The organism is Lacrimispora sp. 210928-DFI.3.58 (assembly GCF_020554865.1).
Lineage (GTDB): Bacteria > Bacillota > Clostridia > Lachnospirales > Lachnospiraceae > Enterocloster.
In genome coordinates this window covers 33,061-55,353 of sequence record NZ_JAJCIC010000011.1, presented here as the reverse complement: position 1 = coordinate 55,353, position 22,293 = coordinate 33,061, and the positions used below count along the sequence as shown (strand labels likewise).

The following is a 22,293-nucleotide window of genomic DNA, read 5'->3' as shown; positions in this document are numbered from 1 at the left end:
TCGGTTATCTGTAAAAAGAAAAATTCCTCTTTACACAATTACTTTAGTATGCTAATATGATAACGTGCCAAATGAAAAGCACACCATACATTTTATTGTGTGAAAGAGGAGGATCTATTATTATGAAAAAAAGAGCATTATGTGCAGCACTTGCATCTGTAATGGCATTATCCCTTGCAGCTTGTGGGAGCAAACCGGCAGAGACAACCGCAGCTCCAGCTGCCACAGCAGCAGAAACCGAAGCAGCCGAGTCCAGTGAGGAGGCGGAGGAGACCACAGAAGAGGAGACAGCTGCAGCAGAGAGCACAGGCGGCACCTTCATCGTAGGCTTTGACCAGGATTTCCCGCCCATGGGCTTTGTGGGAAATGATGGTGAGTTCACAGGCTTTGATCTGGAGCTGGCTCAGGAGACCGCGAAGCGTCTGGGTCTGGAGTATAAGCCTCAGCCCATTGCCTGGGATGCAAAGGATATGGAATTAGAGGCAGGAAACATTGACTGTATCTGGAACGGCTTTACCATTACCGGCCGTGAGGATGATTATACATGGACAGAGCCCTATATGGCAAATACCCAGGTATTTGTAGTGGCTAATGATTCCGGTATTGCCGGTCAGGCAGACTTGGCAGGAAAGGTAGTAGAGGTTCAGGCGGATTCCTCTGCTGAGGCAGCACTGAAGGAAGTGCCGGAGCTGACAGGAAGCTTTAAGGAGCTCCTTACCACAGCCGATTACAACACAGCCTTTATGGACCTGGAGCAGGGGGCAGTGGATGCCATTGCCATGGACGTGATCGTAGCAGGCTATCAGATCCAGCAGAGAAATGCAGACTTTACCATTCTGGAGGATTCCCTTTCCGCAGAGGAGTACGGAGTTGGCTTTAAGAAGGGCAACGAGGAATTGAGAGATAAGGTCCAGGCAGCCTTAGAGGAGATGGCAGCAGACGGAACCTTAAAGACGATCTCCGAGAAGTGGTTCGGCGAGGACGTTACAACCATCGGAAAGTAAAGCAGGAAGAAGTGCAGCGAAATGGAAGTATGGTTGTCTATGCAGCCGTGCAATGGCGCCGGAATTGGGCCGACTGGGCTTCCGGCGCCTTGGAAAAGCCGCCAGGCAGGTGATTGCCTAAGCGGCTTTCGGTGTTTTCAGGATAAGCAAATGTGAAAGCAGGTAAGAAGAAATGGGTAAAATGACGATCCAGCAGATGGTGATACAGCTGGCAGGGGGAATGGGGACGAGCATACAGATATTTATGGTCACCCTGGTTTTTTCGCTGCCATTGGGCCTTATTGTGGCCTTTGGACGCATGTCAAAAAACAGGTTCCTCCAGTCAGTGGTAAAGGTCTATATATCAATTATGAGAGGAACACCTCTTATGCTCCAGCTGATGGTGGTCTATTTCGGCCCTTATTATCTTTTTGGACTGAAGCTGGGCAACGGCTACCGCATATGGGCTGCCATGATCGGCTTTGTCATTAACTATGCGGCATACTTTGCAGAGATATACAGGAGCGGGATCCAGTCCATGCCGGCAGGCCAGTATGAGGCTGCCAAGATCCTGGGCTACAGCAGGTTCCAGACCTTTTTTAAGATCATCCTTCCACAGGTGATAAAGCGCATTCTGCCCTCTGTCACAAATGAGGTCATCACCCTTGTAAAGGATACCTCCCTGGCATTTACCCTAAGCGTTGCGGAAATGTTCTCCATGGCAAAAAGCCTGGCATCTTCTCAGACAAGCATGATGCCCTTTGTGGCAGCAGGCCTGTTCTACTATATATTTAACCTGATCGTTGCAGTTGCCATGGAATGGCTGGAAAAGAAGCTGGATTATTACCGCTAGAAGCAGGAGGATTGTGGATTATGAAGCTTTTGGAACTGAATCATGTGGAAAAGTCCTTTGGAGAGTTATCCGTTATCAAGGATATTTCCATGAGTGTGGAGGAAGGGGAGATCGTATCCATCATCGGTCCCTCCGGCTCCGGCAAATCCACCCTGCTGCGGTGTGCCACGATGCTGGAAACCATGGACAGCGGAGAGATCATTTATCTGGGACAGAAAGCAGCCTGGACAGGCGAGAATGGACAGGTGGCCTATGCGGGAAAAAAGGAGCTGAAGGAGATACAGAGCCAATATGGCCTGGTTTTCCAGAATTTTAACCTGTTTCCTCATTTCTCTGTTATGAAAAATATCACAGACGCCCCCATTCATGTACAGAAGCGGGACAAAGAGACGGTTTATAAGGAAGCCAGAGAGCTTCTGAAAAAAATGGGCCTGGAGGATAAGGAAAATGCGTATCCCTGCCAGCTCTCCGGCGGCCAGTGCCAGCGTGTAGCCATTGCAAGAGCCCTGGCATTAAAACCGAAGATCCTCTTTTTTGATGAGCCCACCTCCGCCCTGGATCCGGAGCTGACAGGGGAAGTCCTGAAGGTCATCAAATCCCTGGCGGATCTGGACATTGCCATGGTGATCGTCACCCACGAGATGGCATTTGCACGGGATATTTCCCACAGAGTGATCTTCATGGCAGGAGGCGTCATTGTGGAGGAAGGCTCCCCGGAGAAGGTATTTGCCTCTGATAATGAGCGGACACAGAGCTTTTTAGGACGCTACGGAGCGATCCTGTAAGAAACGAAAGCGCCCAGCTCTATGGGGCAATGTGTGCAGGAAAATGCGCTGCAGGCTGGCTGCCATAGTGCAGGAAGGCGTTTTCGTATGCTTGAAAAATGAAAAAGCGGGCCATACTGTCTGTGAAAGGACGGTGTGGCCCATTTTGGATCTGTCACAAAATATGAAATGGCTTATTATAAGAATGTGTGTACGCCATGCAGGTATGATCCTGTACTGGCGGGGTTGGAGGTCTGCCTTGAAGCGCTGAGTATGCCGGTATACTACGGCAGCTTCACGGTCTCTATGACCCTCTGATCCTCATCAATGGCGAGAAAATCAACCGTCTTGTCTGCCCTCACAAGGGAGAAACGTCTCGCACCGCAGTAATAGCTGATGCCGGGATCAGAGGAGTCTGTGTTGGCAAAGCGGTCAGAGGGCTCCAATACATAGGAACCGCTGGTATTGATGATGCCCCACTGTCCGCCTTTTGCATCAAACATGGGAACCGTTCCGTTATCCTCCGTGTAGGAGATGAGCTGGGCATTTGCAAGGACAGAGGCGCAGCCGTTGGAGAAATCGCTGACATATGCATATTCGCAGGGAATGGCAATGTCTCCCGATTCATCCATAAAGCCCATAAGCCCGGTTTCCATATCCCGGACTGCCATAAGGCCGTCCTTATAGCAGGTGCCGTTTTCCAGATAGCGGTATCCGGTGACGGATTTCATAGGCTGGAAGGCTTCATCATAGAAGGAGATAGTACAGGCCTTGTCGTCCCCGACCATATAGCCGCCTGGAACTCTGGTGACAATACCATGGGTGGAACCGATGTCAAAGGTGAGCACCGGGTGGTAAAGGTCATCCTTTTTGGATACATTGACAGTTCCATCATACTCAAAGATCAGGTGATCTCCTGCCGAATATAAAAGATTATCAAAACGGCGGACCTGGAGGGAGGTTTTGTTTTCCAGGTTTTCAAAGGTTTTCATCTGGGAGTCATAGTCCGCCTGCTCGTTGCCGGACTGGTCCTTATGAACTGCTGCCTGTGTAAGGACACTGGCCCAGCGGTATCCGCCGTCCTTTAGGTCCTCCACTTTCTGATAAGTTTTTCCATCTTGCTCATAATTGGGCAGCGCGGTCTCATCCGGGGTCCAGTACAGATCCTCGCCGTCATATTCCATGATCACGCAGGGAAGGCTTTGCTCCTGGGCCAGTTTCAGGTGGCGGATCTCCTCTTCGGCGGAATGCTCCTCATAGGGAGTAACGGCGACACGGAGTCCGTCATCCCCGGCCTCGCATTTGCCGGTGCCTCCGAGGCCGATCCCAATGTAGTAACGGAAGGAGCCGTCCTCATCGATCTCCATGGAGGCTCCATAGGAGCCAAGACCGGTGCCGAACATGGACTGCAGGGAATCATATGTTTTTAAGTATTTCTCAGTGAGAGCGCTGTTAAGCTGCCAGGCTCCCACAAAGGAGGGAAGAAGGTCTTCCAGGGTATGTTCGTATCCACCGCCGCTGATCTCCAAGATATCGTCAGCTGTGGTGTCCGGGGTATCTTGTGTCCCTGAAGCATCCGCAAACGTTTCAGAGGCTGCCGGAAGAGTTTCCTTTGGTGTCCCTGCAGCGCAGGCAGACAAGGACATAGAAGCTGTTAACACTGCCAGGAGCAGGGTCTGCTTTGTTCCTGTATAGTTTATTCGTTTCATGATCGTCTCCTTTCCTTTACCATCACTATATCATATTCTCAGACAGTTTCATTTACATTTTGGATATGGTTTATCTTACGTTTTTCTTTATAAAGGGCATTCCTTTCGTGATCCGGGTTTCACCGGAGGATCCCAGTTGTTGCCGGAAGTCCGGGCAATTGAAAATCGGGAGGAGTACAGCGGAGAGGGAATATAAGAAATGTTTAATAGAAAATTCCTTGAAATTCCTTCCTTATGATGGTATTCTTCATAGAATAATAGGTTTGGCATAAGGGAAGGAGAGAAAGAACATGAAAAAACATCCATATAGGATAGCTGCAGCAATAGCCGCAGCCGTCGTCCTGGCAGCGGGCTGCGGAAAGAAGACGGGTACGGAGGCCACTGAGCCGACAACGGCTGCACAGGCAGAGTCCTCCGTCACTGAGACCACAAAGGCCGCCGAACCGACGGAACCGGTGGATTCCTCAGAGGAGCAGCTGGGAGAAACAGCCTATTACATGCTCCAGGGAACGGTAAAAGAGGTTGCGGAGGATGGGCTGAGCTTTGAGCTTGCGGCCGATGATGGAGAGACTTATAAGCTTAAGCTTTCCGATATCCGGGACGTGGAGACAGACATCGAGAAGGACAAACAGATCGCCATTGCCTGTGTCACGGAAACCGGGGACCATAAGGATGCCGTCATGGTGGTGGCGCTGCCGGAGCAGGAGGAGTGGAGCTTTGAGGAGGTGTCCGGCGAGACCACGGCTAACGCCATGAGTACCTTTACCTTAAAGACAGAGGGAGGACAGGAGCTTAGCTTTATGAAGGACAACTGCCCCATAGAAGAAGGGGCACTGAACAGAGACAGCGGCGACCAGGTGAGAGTAACCTATATAAGTGCCCTGAACTCCAATTTCCCGATTATGGTGGAGGCACTTTAAAATTTTGCAAAAACCCTTGCAAACTACCGCATTTCCCTGTACAATCTGATATTGAACAAGCTATGAAAGAGGGGCCAAAGCATGACCCCTCTTTTAGCGAGAAAACTATTAACATATGTTCCAAAAAAGGGACAGAACGAAAAAAGATTATCAGAAAGGTTAAGAAACATGATTAGTGCAAATAACATATCTCTTCGTGTGGGCAAGAAGGCATTGTTTGAGGATGTAAATATCAAGTTTACAGAAGGCAACTGCTATGGCCTGATCGGCGCCAACGGAGCAGGAAAATCTACCTTCCTGCGCATTCTTTCCGGCCAGCTGGAGCCTACCAGCGGCGAGGTTGCTATTACACCGGGACAGAGGCTGTCCTTTTTGCAGCAGGACCATTTCAAATACGATGAGTATACCGTGCTCGATACGGTCATTATGGGCAATGCCAGACTGTATCAGATCATGAAGGAAAAGGAAGCCATCTACATGAAGGAGGACTTCACAGACGAGGATGGCATCAAGGCTGCTGAGCTGGAGGGCGAGTTTGCCACCATGAACGGCTGGGAGGCAGAGTCCGATGCAGAGAGCCTGCTGAACGGCTTAGGCATTGAACCGGAGCTTCACTATGCCCAGATGAACACTCTTCTGGGAGCACAGAAGGTGAAGGTGCTTTTAGCCCAGGCACTGTTTGGAAATCCGGACATCCTGCTTCTCGACGAGCCTACCAACCACCTGGATCTGGACGCGATTGCATGGCTGGAGGAGTTCCTTATCAATTTTGAAAATACCGTCATCGTGGTATCCCATGACCGTTATTTCTTAAATAAGGTCTGCACACAGATCGCAGATATTGACTATGGAAAGATCCAGCTGTATGCAGGTAACTATGACTTCTGGGTTGAGTCCAGCCAGCTGATCATCAAGCAGATGAAGGAAGCCAACCGCAAAAAGGAGGAGAAGATCAAGGAGCTCCAGGAGTTCATCCAGCGCTTCTCTGCCAATGCTTCCAAGTCAAAGCAGGCTACCTCCCGTAAGCGTGCTCTGGAAAAGATCGAGCTGGATGACATTAAGCCCTCCAGCCGCAAATACCCCTACATTGACTTCCGTCCTGCCCGTGAGATCGGCAACGAGGTCCTGACCGTAGAGCATTTGAGCAAGACCATTGATGGCGAGAAGATCCTGGATGATATCTCCTTTATCCTGGGACGTGAGGATAAGGTGGCCCTGGTAGGACCAAATGAGCGGGCAAAGACCGTTCTGTTTAAGATCCTGTCCGGGGAGATGGAGCCTGACGAGGGAAATTACAAGTGGGGACTTACCACCACACAGTCCTATTTCCCCAAGGATAACTCCCATGAGTTCAACAACGATGACACGATTGTGGAATGGCTGACCCAGTATTCACCTGAAAAGGATGTGACCTATGTCCGCGGCTTTTTGGGACGTATGCTCTTTGCAGGAGAGGACGGCGTAAAGAAAGTAAAGGTCCTCTCAGGAGGAGAGAAGGTCCGTTGCATGCTGTCAAAGCTTATGATCTCCGGTGCCAATGTGCTGATGCTGGATGAGCCAACGGACCATCTGGACATGGAATCCATCGACGCACTGAACCGCGGCATGATCAAGTTCCCAGGCGTGATGATCTTCTCATCCCGTGACCACCAGATCGTCCAGACCACGGCCAACCGCATCATGGAGATCATCGGCGGCAAGCTGATCGATAAGATCACTACCTACGATGAATATCTGGCCAGCGATGAGATGGCGCGCAAGAGATTTACCTTTACAGTTGCAGCCAGCGATGAGGAAGACGATTGATCACAGCAAGAAGGAAAGAGAGCAGGGCGCTGCATTGATTGCAGCACCCTTCTTCCATTTTAAGTAAACGGTAATGTACTGGACACAAAGAGATTTCAAGAGTACATAGCATTCAAAAGGAGGTTACACAAATGGAAAAAATCGCGAGCTTTACCATTGACCATATAAAATTGCAGCCCGGCGTGTACGTATCCAGGAAGGACAAGGTGGGAAACAGTGTTGTCACTACCTTCGACCTGCGCATGACCTCGCCCAACGAGGAGCCGGTGATGAACACAGCGGAAATGCACACCATCGAGCATCTGGGCGCTACTTTTCTGCGCAACCATAAGGAATATGGGGAAAAGACGGTCTACTTTGGACCAATGGGCTGCAGAACGGGCTTTTATCTTTTGCTGGCAGGGGATTACGATTCCCGCAGGATCCTGCCGCTCATGGTGGAAATGTATGAGTTTATCCGTGATTTCCGGGGAGAGGTTCCCGGAGCAGCGGCAAAGGACTGCGGAAATTATCTTGACATGAATCTGGGAATGGCAAATTACCTGGCAAAGAAATATCTGGAGGTATTATACCATATCGATGAGTACCCGGAGTCCAGGCTGGTTTACCCGGAGTAATAGCCGTACCTTGAGCAGCTCACAAAATCAGACATAAGGAGATTCCAAAAGCACGTATAGAAAACCTGCATGCGCCTGGCGGGCGGACGTGCCGCCGCACCGCGAAAGTCTGGCTGGCGCATTGGGCATACCTGAATACATGCCGCCTCACGGCGGCAGGACTTTCATAGAAAAGGAGCAGAAAGATGACAAAACTCATATCCTGGAACGTCAATGGCCTCAGAGCCTGTGTGGGAAAAGGATTTTTAGATTATTTCGAGGAAGCGGACGCAGATATATTCTGTATACAGGAAAGCAAGCTCCAGGAGGGACAGATCGAGCTGGAGCTTCCAGGCTATCACCAGTACTGGAACTATGCCAAAAAGAAGGGATATTCCGGCACAGCTGTGTTTACAAAAACAGAGCCTCTTTCCGTGTCCTATGGGATCGGCATGGAGGAGCACGACCAGGAGGGGCGGGTGATCACGGCGGAGTTTGAGGATTACTATGTGGTGACCTGCTATACCCCCAATTCCCAGGACGGCCTTGCAAGGCTGGACTACAGGATGCAGTGGGAGGACGATTTCCTGGCCTATTTAAAGAGCCTGGAGGAGAAAAAGCCTGTGGTCTTCTGCGGAGACTTAAACGTGGCTCACAAGGAGATCGACTTAAAGAACCCAAAGACCAACCGGAAAAATGCAGGCTTCACCGATGAGGAACGCGGAAAATTCACAACACTCTTAGAGGCAGGCTTCATTGACACCTGGCGCTATTTCAACCCGGACAAGGAGGGCATCTACTCCTGGTGGTCCTACCGTTTTAAGGCCAGAGAGAAAAATGCAGGGTGGCGCATTGACTACTTCTGCGTTTCCGAAGCTTTAAAGCCGCGCCTTGTAAGTGTGGATATCCACACAGATATCTTTGGCTCCGACCACTGCCCGGTGGAGCTGGTTTTGGAGTAAAGGATGCCTGTTATGGAAGCAAAGACCATTGCAGAGAAAACGTTTGTTACGGAGAAAGCGGCCGCCGCAACGCCCGCCAAGGAGAATGCGTCCGCCGCAGCCAGCCGGGCGCTGTCCAGGCAGCCGGAGATCGACACGGCAAAGGGCATGGCCCTTATGGCAACTGTCCTGGGGCATATCCTGCTGCTCCACGATTGGCCTTCCAACTGGATATTTACCTTCCACATGCCTGCATTTTTCTTCCTGTCAGGCATGACCTTTAAGCCTGAGCGTTACAGCGGCTACGGGCATTTCCTGAAAGAAAAGTGGAAAAAGCGGCTGATCCCCTACCTTGTGATCGTGGGAGCTGCCTTTCTGGTCTGTATGCTGCGTCCGTCCTACCGTCTCCCGGTGCTGGCAGACGGATGGAGGACCCAGCTTATCTGGAGCTTTTACTACACCCAGCCCCGCAACCTCTATGTGGGCCAGGCCTGGTTTCTGATCGCCCTGTTTCTGGCGGAGCTTATGGCTTATAGCTGGTTTAAGCTGTTTGGAAAGAGGCATTTTCTGATAAAATGCTACAGTCTGCTCCTGCTGGCTGTCATAGCCGTCCACATACGCAGGATCGATCCCTTCCTTCCTGTGGGAGAACGCCTTCCCTGGAAAATGGATTCGGCCCTCTGCGCCGCCGTCTTCCTGCTGGCAGGCTGGGGCATAGCAAAGTGGGGAGGAATCCCAAAGCTGCGTCCCATGGCGCCCTTCCTGTTCCCGCTGTTTACCGCCTTAAGCTTCTACTTTGGCCCCAGGCTTTTTGGATATGTAAATATCTGCGATTGCGTGTACGTGGGAGCGCCTTATTACTATACGGCTGCCTTCCTGGGGATAGCGGCCCTGATGATGGCTGCCCTTCTCCTGAAAGGCTCCCGGTTCCTGAGGTTTTGCGGCCGCAATTCCCTGCCGCTGTTCGCTCTCCAGACCTTTGCCATCTATCTGGTGATCGAGGCAATCGAAAAGGCCACAGGAACTGCCTACATCCCCATGTTTGAAATGCCAGGCTACAAAGCCTGCCTGGCGGTCTTTGCCGTTGCCTTTGGGCTGATGCTGCTGTTTTTGTGGCCGTGGCAGCTGTATAAAGCCGGGAGAGGCCGGAAGGCGCACGAATATAATGAGATCAATAATAGAAATAAGCAGTAAAAGGAGCCTCAGGGCTCCTTTTGAATTTCTTTTAAGGAATAGAAGGATCATCGAAACTGCGTCTGCAGGAAGCTGAACAGCTCATCGGAAATAGAACCCGGATAAGAGGTTTTCAGCATGGCCAGATAGATCTTGCGGCGAATGGGCGGTATAAGAGGGATGATATGGAAGCTGTCATTTTTCAGGCTTTTTGCTATAGAAGAAGGAATGACTGAGATACCAAAGCCGCAGCCGACCATTTGGATGCAGCCCTCTGTGCTGCTGCACTGTCCACACAGACGCAGCTGTTCTCCTTCGCTTTGAAGTGCACCGGAAATAACAGAGTGGGCATGGGAACCGTCCTGCGGGAGAATGATCTTTTCGTTTTTGATGTCCTTGAGCTGAAGAGCCGTGCGACCTACCAGATGGTGATTTTTGGGAAGGATCACCACGAAGGGCTCTTCCTCCAGCTGGACATACTGAAAGTCGTTTTCCTTTAAGGCTGCTTCATTCGTGTCTAAGACAGCAATATCGACCTCCTGCGTCATCAGAAGATCGATCAGCCTGTCACTGTGATCCATGACCAAACGGACGTTGATCTTTGGATACAGTCTCTGAAAGGTCATAATTGTCTCGGTAATTCCCATATACCCCGCATTACTGAGCGTACCGACAACAAGGCTGCCGCGTGAGTAGGAGGAATATGACTGCATCAGGCTCTGAAGATGTTCGAATTCGTTGATGATCCTTTTGGAGTACAGCACAAAATCATGTCCTGCTTCTGTTAGTTTCAGATTGTGGTGCATGCGGATAAAGAGAGGGGTGCCAAGCTCCTCCTCCAGCGCTTTTATCTGATTGGAAAGAGAGGGCTGGGCGATAAATAATTCTTTGGCAGCGCGGGAAAAGCTGCCGTTTTCAGCTACGCTGATCACATATTTTAGTTGATTATAAGTCATGCCTGAGATCTCCTTTGCATTATAGTCCGAGGCTATAGTTTGTTCAAAATATAAGTATTGTACAAAATAGGACACACTCGATTATACTATAAAAAAAGAAAAGAGTCGACAGAAATGTCAGATAAAAAGACAAAAGAGTGGAAGAAAATGGAAAATTTATGAAAAGGAACGCAGCAGAAATGAAAAAAGATTTAGAAGATGCTGAGATTGCCAGACTGTGGGAGCAGGAAGCAGAGCATGTTCATTATCTGTCTTATCTGATACCGGTAGAAGAAGCAGCAGAAGAAGGAAGATGGGTGACACATGCATGCTTTTTTAATTGCGGCGGCAGATGCGTGAACCGATCCTATGTGGTAGATGGCAAAGCGCTCTACCAAAAAACAGATGATCTGCACGAGGATTCCCCGGACTATCCCCAGCAGCGCGGCTGTGCCAGAGGACGCGCACTGCGCCAGATGATATTTGGAGCAGAGCGGCTGAAATACCCGTTGAAAAGAAAGCACTGGGCTCCGGGAGGAGGAGACCGGGAGCTGCGGGGATGCGATGAATGGGAACGGATCTCATGGGAGGAGGCTCTGGATATCATTGCCTCGGAGGTCACCAGGATCAAGGAGGCCTACGGCAGCCGTTCGATCCTGACAACGGGATTTGAACAGCGGGGAGTTATACCCGGGCTTTATTACGGAGAAGCGCTCAATGCCTATGGAGGATGTACCACTACCTGGGGACAGGCTTCCCAGGGAGCCATGCCTGTAGTGGCCAATATGATGATCGGCGAATGGAGCGGCGGACGGCTGGATACCAGCGACCGCTTTGAGATCCGCAATGCAAAGCTGATCGTTTTGTGGGCTGTCAATTCAGCCTGGAGCGCTCAGGGAAATGTCACTTATCACTATGCCCAGGCGAAAAAACAGGGTGCGCGTATCCTTGTGGTGGATACCTGGTATACGCCCACGGCCCAGGCATTGGCAGACCAGTGGATACCAGTCCGTCCCGGAACAGATGTGGCGCTGCTTTTGGGAATTGCCTATCATATGATCAAAAACAATCTGCAGGCCCAGGATTTCTTAGATACATACTGCATTGGATTTGATAAAGAACATATGCCGGAGGACGCTGATCCAAAGGATAATTTTAAAGATTATGTGCTGGGAACCTACGATGGAGTCCCGAAGACACCGGAATGGGCTGCAGAGATCTGCGGTACTCCGGCAGAGCTGATAGAAAGCATGGCCTGTGAGATGGCGTCCACAAAGCCCATGAGCATGAAAGCCAGCTTTGCTCCTGCCAGAACCTATGAGGGCGGTCGTTTTGCCCAGGCATACTATACTGTTGGCTGGATGACCGGAAATGTGGGAGTATCGGGAGCAGAGGTTTCTGTTGGAACGTCCGCGGGAAACCTTGTATTTGGAGGACCGCCTTTGGTATATCCGGGAGACAGAGGGCTTAAAATGCCGGATAATCCTGTCTGCGAGCAGCCAAGAGGGGGAGGAAGCCTGGGAGCCGGGAAATTTGAGCCGGGGAAATTCTATGGGATCGCCATGTCAGAGGTATGGCGGGCGGTTGTAAATGGTGAGCATACCCATTTTCTGGACGGAAAACGTCCTATTGATATCAGGATGATCTGGAAAATCGGCTGCGGAGCAAGGATGAATCAAAATCCGGATTTTAACACAGCAGTAAAGGCTTTCCGTAAGGTGGAGTTTGTTGTGTCCAGTGACCTTCACATGACGCCTGACTGCCAGTACTCTGATATTGTTCTTCCGGCATCCTCCTTTTGGGAAAGATTCGGCAATGTGCTGATCCAGACAAACAGAGAGCTGCTGATCTATTCCTCCCAGGTTACAAAGCCATTGTTTGAATGCCGTCATGACAGCTGGATCCAGGCAGAGCTGTGCAGGCGGTGGGGGCTGGACCCAAAGCTTGCCCAGCCGCTTCCGGATGAACAGATCGCCTTTAATGAGCTTTCCGGAGCAAAGGTGATCCGGGAGGACGGAAAGGGATATGAAACCCTGCTCAGCTTTACAGAGGAGGACATAGAAGAGTTTGGTGTTGAGGGCACGCCGCAAAAGGGAAGGATCCCCTGGAGTGAATTTAAGAAGACAGGAGTATATCAGGTAAAACGTTACCCCGGCGATCCATATGGATATGTTCAGCATGAGGATTATATACGTGATCCGCAGAATCATCCGCTGCATACAAAAAGCGGCAAGCTGGAAATTTACTGTGGGGAGCTGGTAAAGCGGTATGAAGAATTCGGACTGACACCGATCGATCCTATAGCAAAATATGTGCCGCAGGCAGAAGGCTATGAGGATACCTTTGCTGATTTTAAAGAAAAGAAAAAGGGAGAATATCCATTTCAGATGATCAGCATCCATCACCTGCGCCGCGCCCATCAGGGCTTTGATAATGTGAAGGTCCTGCGGGAGCTGTTCCCCTGCGAGGCTATGATGAACAGGCAGGATGGGGAGCGGCTGGGTTTAAAGCATGGAGATACCGTGCTGATTGCCAGCAGGCACGGCCGTATCCGCCGCCGGATCGGGCTTTCGCCGCTGATCATGCCTGGAGTGATTTTGGTTGGGCAGGGAGGCTGGACCAGATATGATTCTTCCGGCATTGACATGGGAGGGAATCCCAATGTCCTCACGGGAAGCCATCTGTGTGGAGAAGGCCAGTCTGCCTGGAATACGGTGAATGTTAAGATTGAAAAATGGAATGGAGAGCCCCTTGCGCCTGATTATACATGGCCGGCTGCAGAGGCAAGGATAACAGGAGCGTGATGAGATGCGGTATGGATTTTACTTTGATGCGGACCAATGTATTGGCTGCAAAACGTGTGTGATGGCATGTAAGGACATCAAGAATCTTCCGTCCGGCGTCTCCTACCGCAGGGTTTATAACATTGTGTCAGGAACATGGCAGGAGGATGCCTGTGGGACTCCAGTGGCTGCAGGTGTATACAGCTATTCTGTTTCCATTGCCTGTAATCATTGTAAGGAACCGGTTTGTGTGGCAGCCTGTCCCCAGAAAGCCATACAAAAGGAAGCAGACGGGATCGTGTGGATCGATTCTGAAAAATGTGTGGGCTGTCGGTTATGTGCAGGAAAATGCCCACATGGAGCCATCCAATTCAACCGCAAGGCCGGTGTGTCAGAAAAGTGTGATCTGTGCAGGGAGCTGGTAAAAAGAAGAAAAGAACCTGCCTGTGTGACAGCCTGCCCAATGCGCTGCCTGAAGCTGGTGGATCTGGATACCTTTCCCGTTCCTGAGGAGCATAGAACGATCACCTATCCGGTTGGTTCTGTTACACAGCCGTCAACACTGCTTCACTTAAACCGAAGGACAGATCCGGAGCAGGAGAAGGGAGAGGCTTCTGTCAGCAACATGCCGGAAGAGCTCTAACAGCAGGGAAAAAATGAGACGGGGAGAATATCATGACAGAGTGTAAACATATATGGACATTTTTTTCAGTACTGACTGCCGCATTTGAGGAGGAGATCTCTTTTTCCACTCTTACCAGATGGGCGGAAACGGGAATCTTTGAAGCAAGCCCCTTTGGACAGACAGACCGTTATATCTGCCAGGGAGTAAAGCAGATGAAATTTTGGCTGGAGGATCTTCAAAGGGATCCCGGCCAGCTGGAGCGCCTGAGGCAGGATTACCTTCAGCTGTTTATAGGAACACCGAAGCCGTTAGCACCCTTCTGGGGTTCCGTCTATATGGATGAGGACAAGCTGATGTTTCAGCAGAAGACAGCAGAGGTTGGCAGATGGTACCGCAAATACGGACTTGCCGTCCGGCAGGATAAGGGAATGCCGGAAGATTATCTGGTCTATGAGCTGTGCTTCGTCCTGGCGCTGTTAGAAGCATATCAGAGTGCGGTCAAGGTCGGCGAGGAGAAAAAGGCAGAAGAGCATATCCGGAATATCAGGGATTTTGTCAATGAGCAGATGATGCCATGGATCCCATTGTGGAGAGAAGACCTGATGCTGTATGGGCGGACAGAGTATTACAGAGGACTGTGCAATATGGTCTACGGAAGCGTACGCTGTCTGTCTCAGTTGGAGGTGGAGCTTTGAAACGGATTATTATTGACTCAACACTGTGCGATGGCTGCATGAAATGTGTGGATGCATGCCGGGATCATTTCCCAGATGGAGAATCTAGGCTGCTCATCCGCAGAGACGCAAAGGGAAGGCATGTTCCGCTGATCTGCAGGCAATGTCCCAAGCCCTCCTGCATGCAGGGCTGCATGAGCGGTGCCATCAGCTATTGCAGTGAAACGGGGCATTTGGCATACAACAAAGAGCAGTGCGGGAGATGCTATATGTGTGTGATGAATTGTCCCTATGGAATTCCCTTTCCCACAAAGGAAGGGCATGTGGCCCGCTGTGATTTCTGCGGGGATGAGAAGGAGATACCACGCTGTGTGGAGTCCTGTGAAAAGCGTGCGATCTATCTGGAGGAGGGATAAGGAATGCGGACTGTAATTGTAGGAGCCGGTCCGGCCGGAATTTCCGCAGCGGCTGAGCTGGCAAAGCGAAAGCCCTGGGAAGAGATCATAATGCTCTCGGAAGATGAATTTCCTTATTCCCGCTGCATGCTGCACCAGTATCTGTCAGGAGAACGAAAGGAGCAGCAGCTGAGCTTTACCGAGGCTGACTTTATGGAAAGAAGGGATATCAATTTTCGGGGAAAGGTAAAGGTTTCATCTGTTGATATTGGGAAAAACAGGGTATTGACCGATAAAGGTCCGGTGGAATACGATAAGCTGCTGCTTGCAGCGGGGGCTGCCTATACACTCCCTCCTGTACCGAATTTCAGAAATGCGAAAAATGTGTACGGATTTCGTGATCTGAAGGATGCAAAAGCGATAAAAGAGGCCTGCATTTCTGCAAAAAGAGTTTTGATCGTGGGATCAGGGCTGGTGGGAATGGACGTGGCATATGCCCTGCTGTCCTATCCGTTAGACATCACAGTGGTGGAAATGGCCTCCCGTATCCTGCCCCTGCAGACAGATGAGGTCTGTGCCAGAAGATATCAGACCCTGTTTGAAAACGCAGGCATTCATTTCCGGCTGGGCGTAGGAGCCAGTGATACCGTGATGGATGCAGAAGATAACATCAGGGAAGTGATACTTTCTGACGGAAGCTCCGTGCCATGTGATGTGATCGTGGCGGCGGCAGGAGTAAGGCCGCGGGTATCGATTTTAGGAAATGCAGATATTTTTGTCAACCGTGGAATACAGGTGGATGACTATATGAGGACATCCTGCCCAAATGTATATGCAGCGGGAGATATCACGGGCCTATCCGGAATTTGGCCTAATGCTATGGAGCAGGGAAGGATTGCAGCTGTCAACATGGCAGGAGGCTGTGAGGCCTATACAGACCGTTTCTGCACGAAAAATACCAGTAACTTTTTTGGCCTTCCCATGTTGTCAGTGGGAAGCGTAGGGGCAGACGGTGATAACTACACCGTATTGACTCAGGAAACACCGCGGCTCTATAAAAAGCTGATCCTCAGGGATGACTATGTAATAGGAGCTCTGTTTCAGGGAGATCTGGCAGGAACAGGGATATGGCAGTATCTGATCAAGAACAAGATCGATGTCAGCAAGGTGGAAAAATCATTGTTTCAGATCAGCATTGCGGATTTCCACTGCTTTGATGAGGACGCGAGAAAAAGCAGGCTGGAAAGTGTAGTGAAATTAATTTAAAGACACTGAAAATGATATTCTAAGGCACTGTGGTGCCTGGAAAATATAAAAGCAAAGAAAGGATGTAGTAATTATGAAAAAAAGAATGGTAGCAGCATTGATGATCCTGGCAGCCTTAACTGTGAGCTCCGGGTGTGCAAAGAAAGCAGAATATCCCGATAAGCCGGTGACAGTGGTATGCCCGTTTGCAGCGGGAGGAGGAAACGATACGATCATCCGTGCCCTGGTTGATTGCGCAAAGGACAAATTCCCCAAGGGGATCGCTGTTGAAAACAGGACCGGAAGCGGCGGCACAGTAGGTATGTCCTATGGGCAGAATGCAAAACCGGATGGCTACACCATTACTAATATTGCAGTGGAGCTTGTGACGCTGCCGCATGCAGGTACCGGCGGAGATGTTTACTACGATAAATGGACACCTATTATGATGCCAAACTACTCCTGCAGTGTTATCACAGTAAGAGCAGATTCTCCTTACCAGACGCTGGATGAGCTGCTGGAGGCTTCCAAGACAACAGAACTCCAGGCTGGAAACTCCGGCGTGGGTGCAATCTGGCATCTGGCAAATGTAGCTTTGGAGCAGGCAGCCGGAACGAAATTTACCCATGTACCATTTGAAGGCGGCTCTCTGATGATCACATCCCTGTTAGGCGGACATCTGGACTTTATTTCCTGCAGCTATGCAGAAGTATATCCGCATGTGGCTTCCGGCGAGTTCCGTGTTCTGGCAGCACTTGCTGACGAGCGTATGGCAGAGGCTCCGGATATCCCTACAGCAAAGGAGCTGGGCTATGATGTGGCCATCGGTGCATGGAGAGGAATGGGCTGTCCAAAGGACACACCAGAGGAGATCGTGAAATATTTGGAAGACGCATTTATGGAAGCAGCGAAGAGCGAGAAATTTACAGAGTTCATGAATAATGCAATGTATCCGATCATCATCGAGGATTCCGAGACATTCGGCAAGCGGATCGAGGCAGAAAATGAAATGTATAAGCAGCTGATCGAGTCCATGAATATGGCAAAATAATACAAAGAGAATCAAGAAAGCTGAGGAATAGAAAGATGAAAAAGGGAAATATGACATTGGCAGGAGTTTTTTCTCTGCTGGCCATTCTCGTGATAATACAGAGCAGTTTTTATCCAAAAGGACAAGACGGAATTCCGGGACCAGGTTTCTTCCCTATCATTATTGCTGTATTAATGCTGGCTGCTTCGATCAGTCTGATCATTACAACTCTGCGGATGCTGCCGGAGGAGGACGTCCCATTGGGGCTGTCCTCCCTGGACAATAAACGGGCGTATGCAGCAATGGGGATCATGGTCTTATATGTGATCGTGATGCCGGTTCTTGGGTTCTGCGTGACAAGCTTTCTGCTGCTGTTTGGTATGATCAAATGGTTAAGCGATTATAAATACATTGTATGCTGCGGGGCCTCGGCAGGGGTCATTGGGATGATATATGTGGTGTTCAGTGTGGTGCTTCATGTATCGCTGAGCTTTGGCCTGTTGTTTTGAGCATATGAGGATAAATGGAGGTAATTTTTCATGGCGTTAGATGTATTGCATGCAGTGCTGGATCCTCAGCTTTTGCTGTTTATATTTGTCGGAGTAGGTGCCGGGATCTTCATTGGCTGCCTGCCGGGCCTGACCTCTACCATGGGTGTGGCTCTGGTACTGCCGCTGACCTTTGGCATGGATGCAGATGTGGGGATCATGCTGCTTTTAGGCGTATATTTCGGAGCTGTTTACGGCGGATCCATCTCTGCGATCCTTCTGCGTACACCGGGAACACCGGCTGCTGCTGCCACAGTCCTGGACGGGTATGAATTCTCAAAAAGGGGCGAGGCCGGACGTGCACTGGGCTTGTCCACCATATCGTCATTTACCGGCGGTATTGTCAGCTGCCTGGTGCTGATGCTGATCTCTCCTCAGCTTGCGAAGCTGGCGCTGCATTTCAGCTCCCCGGAATTTTTCATGCTGGCAGTGTTCGGATTGACCGTTATTGCCAGCGTGTCAGGAAAATCTCTTGCTAAAGGGCTGATCTGCGGAGCATTCGGATTTTTCTTGTCCTGTATCGGAATTGACAGTATGACAGGCTTTCTGAGATTTACCTTTGGACAGATCCATCTGTACAGCGGAGTAAGCTATATTCCGGTTATGATCGGCCTGTTTGCCATGTCTCAGGCATTTCAGGGGATAGAGGAGATCAAGACAAAAACAAAGGTGGATTCCAATATAAAGCATGTGATTCCGCCAAAATCAGACTGGAAACTGATCGGTAAGCTGGCTCCGATCTTTGGGCTTGTGGGAACCTTTATCGGGATCATTCCCGGAGCGGGTACGGATATTGCGGCATTTGTATCCTATGGTCAGGTGAAAAACATGTCAAAGCATCCGGAAAAGTTCGGAACAGGTATTCCGGAAGGGATCATTGCGCCGGAGGCAGGAAACAACGGAGTGACAGGCGGGGCCCTGATCCCAATGCTGACCTTAGGCGTACCGGGAGATTCTGTTGCAGCTATCATGATCGGTGCGCTGACGATCCAGGGACTCCAGCCGGGGCCCATGCTGTTTAAAGAAAATGCAGTGCTGGTTTACACGATCTTTGCGGGAGCATTTATTGCAAACTGCTGCATGGCACTTTTAGGATTATCCTGTATCCGGGTCTTTATTAAGGTGCTTTCCGTGCCAAAGCAGATCCTGGTACCGGTGATCATGGTCCTTTGCGTAGTGGGATCCTATGCCATGTCCAATAGTGTGTTTGATATCTGGATCATGCTGATCTTTGGAATTTTGGGATATTTCCTGCAGAAGCTGGAGGCCTCTGCATCACCGATCATTTTGGGATTGATCCTGGGGCCAATGGCTGAGACCCATTTTAAGAGGGCGTTATTGATGGCAGGCGGTTCCTATTCAACCTTTGTTTCATCAGGAATCTGTATTGGATTTGCAGTATTGATCTGTATTTCCCTGTCTATTCCGATTATCCAGAGACGGTCAAGGGAAAAAAGTGAGAAATGGAAGGCAGGTTGACAGACATGGAAAAAGCGGATAAGGAAGTGAAGATAAAGCATAAAAAACTGGTCTGTGTGGATTCTGATGGATGTGCATTTGATTCCATGGAATCGAAGCACAGACACTGCTTTGGACCAGAGGTGTTAAATGTATGGCCCCTGCAGGATCAAAAGGAACAGGTCCTTGATACATGGAATCAGGTGAACCTCTATTCCTCCACGAGGGCTGTCAACCGGTTCAAGGGACTGGCACTGGTATTGAAAGCACTGGGCCAGGAGGACTGGAAGGAGATCCATGAGTGGACGATGAGGGCAAAGGCTCTGTCCAATGTCACACTGAGCGGAGAAACAAGTCCGGCGTTAAAGCGTGCCCTGACATGGTCCCTGGCTGTCAATGAAGCAATCTCAAAAATGCCTCCCGCAAAGCCCTTTGATGGGGCGAAGGAAGCAATCATAAAGGCCTCCGGGGAGGCGGATATCGTGGTGGTCTCCTCTACAAATCCGGACGCGTTGGACGCTGAGTGGAGCAATGCAGGGCTGCGTTCTTATGTCTCTGCGATCATGTCCCATCGCGATGGACCAAAGAAGGAATGTATTGCAAAACTGATCAAAATGGGATACCAGCCGGAGAATGTGATCATGCTGGGGGATGCACCGGGAGATCACCGGGCGGCAGTGGAGAATGGGGTGCATTTTTATCCGATCTGTCCGCGAAGAGAGGCACGGGACTGGCATATATTCCAGGAAACAGTATTTCCAATGTTTGCGTCAGGAATGTATAGAGAAGATGCGGAGCAAGAGTATATCAAGGCATTTTGGGAAAAATTTGAAGAATAGAGGGAAGGGCCGGAAGCTTAACGGAGAAGCTTCCGGCCTTTGTTTTATAGCAAATTTCACGGAAAAAATCCCCCCTTAATTGTAATATTCCTTTACATCCCGACCCGTAAAATGTATACTAATTTTATGACTGACAAAACAAAAGGACTGGAATTGTATGAATTTAGTGACAATTGAACATTTGACGAAATCCTATACGGAGCGCCTGCTGTTTGATGATACGGCCTTTTCCATCAATGAAGGGGAGAAGGTGGGACTGATCGGGATCAATGGGACTGGGAAATCTACCCTGTTAAAGATCGTGGCAGGATTGGAGGAGCCGGATGAGGGGACTGTGGTGCGGGGAAGGAACCTCTATATCCGCTATCTGCCCCAGATACCAAGCTTTACAGAGGGAGATACGGTGCTGCAGAGTGTGCTTCGGGAGAATAAGGACGAGCCCCATTACAGCTCCATAGAGGAGATACAGGCGGCTGCCAGGAATATGCTCAACCAGCTGGGGATCACAGACCATGAAGCGGTGATCGGGACTCTCTCAGGAGGACAGAGAAAGCGGGTGGCCCTGGCCTCCGCCCTGTTAAGCAAGGCGGATCTTCTGATCCTGGACGAGCCCACCAACCATCTGGACAGCGGGATGGCAGATTGGCTGGAGGAATATCTGAAGGCCTTTAAGGGCGCACTGCTCATGATCACGCATGACAGGTATTTCCTGGACAGTGTTGTGGGCAGGATCGCAGAGCTGGATAAGGGAAAGATCTACAGCTATCAGGCCAATTATGAGGGGTATCTGAAGCTGAAGGCAGAGCGGCTGGAGATGGCCGAGGCCTCGGAGCGCAAGCGCCAATCCATCCTGCGCAATGAGATCGCATGGATGCAGAGGGGAGCAAGGGCGCGTTCCACAAAGCAGAAGGCTCATATAAAACGGTATGAGGAGCTTCGGGACCAGAAGGGGCCGGAGTATGACAGGAACGTGGAGCTGGAATCCATTGCCAGCCGTCTGGGAAGGACAACAGTGGAGCTTCAGTCTCTCTGTAAGGCCTATGGAAGTAAGGTCTTAATGAAGGATTTTACCTACATCTTCTTAAAGAGTGACCGTGTGGGGATCATCGGGCCCAATGGAAGCGGCAAGTCCACCCTTATGAAGATGATCGCAGGCTGGGTGAAGCCGGATTCCGGCAGTATCCAGATCGGACAGACGGTAAAGCTGGGCTATTTTTCCCAGGAAAATGAGGCGATGGATGAGAGCCTTCGGGTCATTGACTATATAAAAGAGGCTGCAGAGTACGTAAAGACAAAGGATGGGAGCATAAGCGCCAGTCAGATGCTGGAGCGCTTCCTCTTTCCATCCAGTATGCAGTATACAACCATAAGCAGGCTTTCCGGCGGTGAGAAGCGCCGCCTGTATCTGCTGCGCATCCTTATGGAGGCGCCTAATGTGATCCTGCTGGACGAGCCGACCAATGACCTGGATATCCAGACATTGATCATTTTGGAGGATTATCTGGACACTTTTCCGGGAATCGTAATAACGGTATCCCATGACCGGTATTTTCTGGACCGTGTGGTAAACAGGATCTTTGCCTTTGAGGGGCAGGGGGTTGTGACGCAGTATGAGGGCGGATTTACGGATTACCAGCGTGCCTGGGCATTGAAGCACCCGGAGGCCTTTGGCACAGCTGACAGCAGGGAGGCCTCAGGCACAGACCAGGATAAGAACAAAAAGAATTGGAAGGAAAGTGCAGGCGGCAGTAAAAAGCGGAAGCTTTCTTATAAGGAACAGAGGGAATGGGAGACCATTGAGGATGACATTGCCGGGCTGGAGTCTGCCATGGAGGAGCTTGACCGGGAGATCGGGCGATCTGCCAGCAGTTATACCAGGTTAAATGAGCTGATGGAGGAGAAGGCGGCGAAGGAAAGGGAACTGGAGGAGAAAATGGAGCGCTGGATGTATCTCAATGAGCTGATGGAGAAAATAGAAGCACAGAAGTGATTGTCCGGCAGGTCGCGCACATGCTG

The 22,293-nt window shown here is 50.4% G+C and carries 20 protein-coding genes; 18 read left to right on the top strand and 2 right to left on the bottom strand.

Going from position 1 to position 22,293, the window contains the following annotated elements; all coding sequences use genetic code 11:
* Positions 1 to 122 precede the first annotated feature (122 nt).
* The 3 genes from LIZ87_RS08935 (at position 123) to LIZ87_RS08925 (ending at position 2,621) form a co-directional block, all read left to right on the top strand.
* Complete coding sequence (locus LIZ87_RS08935; RefSeq protein ID WP_178316781.1) at positions 123 to 1,004, top strand: amino acid ABC transporter substrate-binding protein; 882 nt, start codon at positions 123 to 125, stop codon at positions 1,002 to 1,004.
* A 172-nt stretch (positions 1,005 to 1,176) separates the two neighbouring features.
* Entirely contained in the window at positions 1,177 to 1,836 is a 660-nt protein-coding gene (locus LIZ87_RS08930) for an amino acid ABC transporter permease (RefSeq protein ID WP_178316780.1), read from the top strand.
* Between the two features lie 20 nt (positions 1,837 to 1,856).
* On the top strand, positions 1,857 to 2,621 hold the full coding sequence (locus tag LIZ87_RS08925; RefSeq protein WP_227146497.1) for an amino acid ABC transporter ATP-binding protein: 765 nt from the start codon (positions 1,857 to 1,859) through the stop codon (positions 2,619 to 2,621).
* 263 nt (positions 2,622 to 2,884) lie between these two features.
* Here LIZ87_RS08925 and LIZ87_RS08920 read toward each other — a convergent pair whose 3' ends face one another.
* Complete coding sequence (locus LIZ87_RS08920; protein ID WP_227146495.1) at positions 2,885 to 4,309, bottom strand: WG repeat-containing protein; 1,425 nt, start codon at positions 4,307 to 4,309, stop codon at positions 2,885 to 2,887.
* A 290-nt stretch (positions 4,310 to 4,599) separates the two neighbouring features.
* Between LIZ87_RS08920 and LIZ87_RS08915 the strand changes: the two genes are divergently transcribed.
* The 5 genes from LIZ87_RS08915 (at position 4,600) to LIZ87_RS08895 (ending at position 9,766) form a co-directional block, all read left to right on the top strand.
* Positions 4,600 to 5,229 carry a hypothetical protein gene (locus LIZ87_RS08915; RefSeq protein ID WP_227146493.1) on the top strand — a complete coding sequence of 210 codons (630 nt, stop codon included), beginning with the start codon at positions 4,600 to 4,602 and terminating at the stop codon, positions 5,227 to 5,229.
* A 168-nt stretch (positions 5,230 to 5,397) separates the two neighbouring features.
* A complete protein-coding gene (locus LIZ87_RS08910) occupies positions 5,398 to 7,035 on the top strand; it encodes an ABC-F family ATP-binding cassette domain-containing protein (RefSeq protein WP_178314111.1) in 1,638 nt (545 codons plus the stop codon).
* Between the two features lie 131 nt (positions 7,036 to 7,166).
* Entirely contained in the window at positions 7,167 to 7,652 is a 486-nt protein-coding gene (locus tag LIZ87_RS08905) for an S-ribosylhomocysteine lyase (protein ID WP_178314109.1), read from the top strand.
* Positions 7,653 to 7,837: 185 nt separating this feature from the next.
* Entirely contained in the window at positions 7,838 to 8,593 is a 756-nt protein-coding gene (locus LIZ87_RS08900) for an exodeoxyribonuclease III (protein ID WP_178314107.1), read from the top strand.
* A 12-nt stretch (positions 8,594 to 8,605) separates the two neighbouring features.
* Positions 8,606 to 9,766, top strand: a complete 1,161-nt coding sequence (locus LIZ87_RS08895) for an acyltransferase family protein (RefSeq protein ID WP_178314105.1) — start codon at positions 8,606 to 8,608, stop codon at positions 9,764 to 9,766.
* Positions 9,767 to 9,813: 47 nt separating this feature from the next.
* On the opposite strand, the gene LIZ87_RS08890 is transcribed toward LIZ87_RS08895, so the two are convergent.
* Positions 9,814 to 10,701 carry a LysR family transcriptional regulator gene (locus LIZ87_RS08890; protein ID WP_178314103.1) on the bottom strand — a complete coding sequence of 296 codons (888 nt, stop codon included), beginning with the start codon at positions 10,699 to 10,701 and terminating at the stop codon, positions 9,814 to 9,816.
* Positions 10,702 to 10,880: 179 nt separating this feature from the next.
* Between LIZ87_RS08890 and LIZ87_RS08885 the strand changes: the two genes are divergently transcribed.
* The 10 genes from LIZ87_RS08885 (at position 10,881) to LIZ87_RS08840 (ending at position 22,267) form a co-directional block, all read left to right on the top strand.
* Positions 10,881 to 13,484, top strand: a complete 2,604-nt coding sequence (locus LIZ87_RS08885) for a molybdopterin-dependent oxidoreductase (protein WP_227146491.1) — start codon at positions 10,881 to 10,883, stop codon at positions 13,482 to 13,484.
* Positions 13,485 to 13,488: 4 nt separating this feature from the next.
* Positions 13,489 to 14,106, top strand: a complete 618-nt coding sequence (locus LIZ87_RS08880; RefSeq protein ID WP_178316881.1) for a 4Fe-4S dicluster domain-containing protein — start codon at positions 13,489 to 13,491, stop codon at positions 14,104 to 14,106.
* 32 nt (positions 14,107 to 14,138) lie between these two features.
* Positions 14,139 to 14,783 carry a TorD/DmsD family molecular chaperone gene (locus tag LIZ87_RS08875; protein ID WP_178316882.1) on the top strand — a complete coding sequence of 215 codons (645 nt, stop codon included), beginning with the start codon at positions 14,139 to 14,141 and terminating at the stop codon, positions 14,781 to 14,783.
* Complete coding sequence (locus LIZ87_RS08870) at positions 14,780 to 15,178, top strand: 4Fe-4S dicluster domain-containing protein (protein ID WP_178316883.1); 399 nt, start codon at positions 14,780 to 14,782, stop codon at positions 15,176 to 15,178. The genes LIZ87_RS08875 and LIZ87_RS08870 overlap by 4 nt, the downstream gene beginning before the upstream one ends.
* Before the next feature lie 3 nt (positions 15,179 to 15,181).
* Positions 15,182 to 16,423 carry an NAD(P)/FAD-dependent oxidoreductase gene (locus LIZ87_RS08865; RefSeq protein ID WP_178316884.1) on the top strand — a complete coding sequence of 414 codons (1,242 nt, stop codon included), beginning with the start codon at positions 15,182 to 15,184 and terminating at the stop codon, positions 16,421 to 16,423.
* Between the two features lie 73 nt (positions 16,424 to 16,496).
* Positions 16,497 to 17,453: a tripartite tricarboxylate transporter substrate binding protein gene (locus tag LIZ87_RS08860; protein ID WP_178316885.1), complete on the top strand. Its 957-nt coding sequence runs from the start codon at positions 16,497 to 16,499 to the stop codon at positions 17,451 to 17,453.
* Positions 17,454 to 17,488: 35 nt separating this feature from the next.
* The gene (locus LIZ87_RS08855) at positions 17,489 to 17,941 is read left to right on the top strand and encodes a tripartite tricarboxylate transporter TctB family protein (RefSeq protein ID WP_178316886.1); all 453 of its coding nucleotides are present in this window, start codon (positions 17,489 to 17,491) and stop codon (positions 17,939 to 17,941) included.
* Positions 17,942 to 17,971: 30 nt separating this feature from the next.
* Positions 17,972 to 19,459, top strand: coding sequence for a tripartite tricarboxylate transporter permease (locus LIZ87_RS08850; protein ID WP_178316887.1), 1,488 nt, complete (start codon positions 17,972 to 17,974; stop codon positions 19,457 to 19,459).
* 5 nt (positions 19,460 to 19,464) lie between these two features.
* Complete coding sequence (locus LIZ87_RS08845) at positions 19,465 to 20,277, top strand: HAD family hydrolase (protein ID WP_178316888.1); 813 nt, start codon at positions 19,465 to 19,467, stop codon at positions 20,275 to 20,277.
* Positions 20,278 to 20,434: 157 nt separating this feature from the next.
* Positions 20,435 to 22,267 carry an ABC-F family ATP-binding cassette domain-containing protein gene (locus LIZ87_RS08840; protein ID WP_178316889.1) on the top strand — a complete coding sequence of 611 codons (1,833 nt, stop codon included), beginning with the start codon at positions 20,435 to 20,437 and terminating at the stop codon, positions 22,265 to 22,267.
* The last annotated feature ends 26 nt before the right edge of the window (positions 22,268 to 22,293 follow it).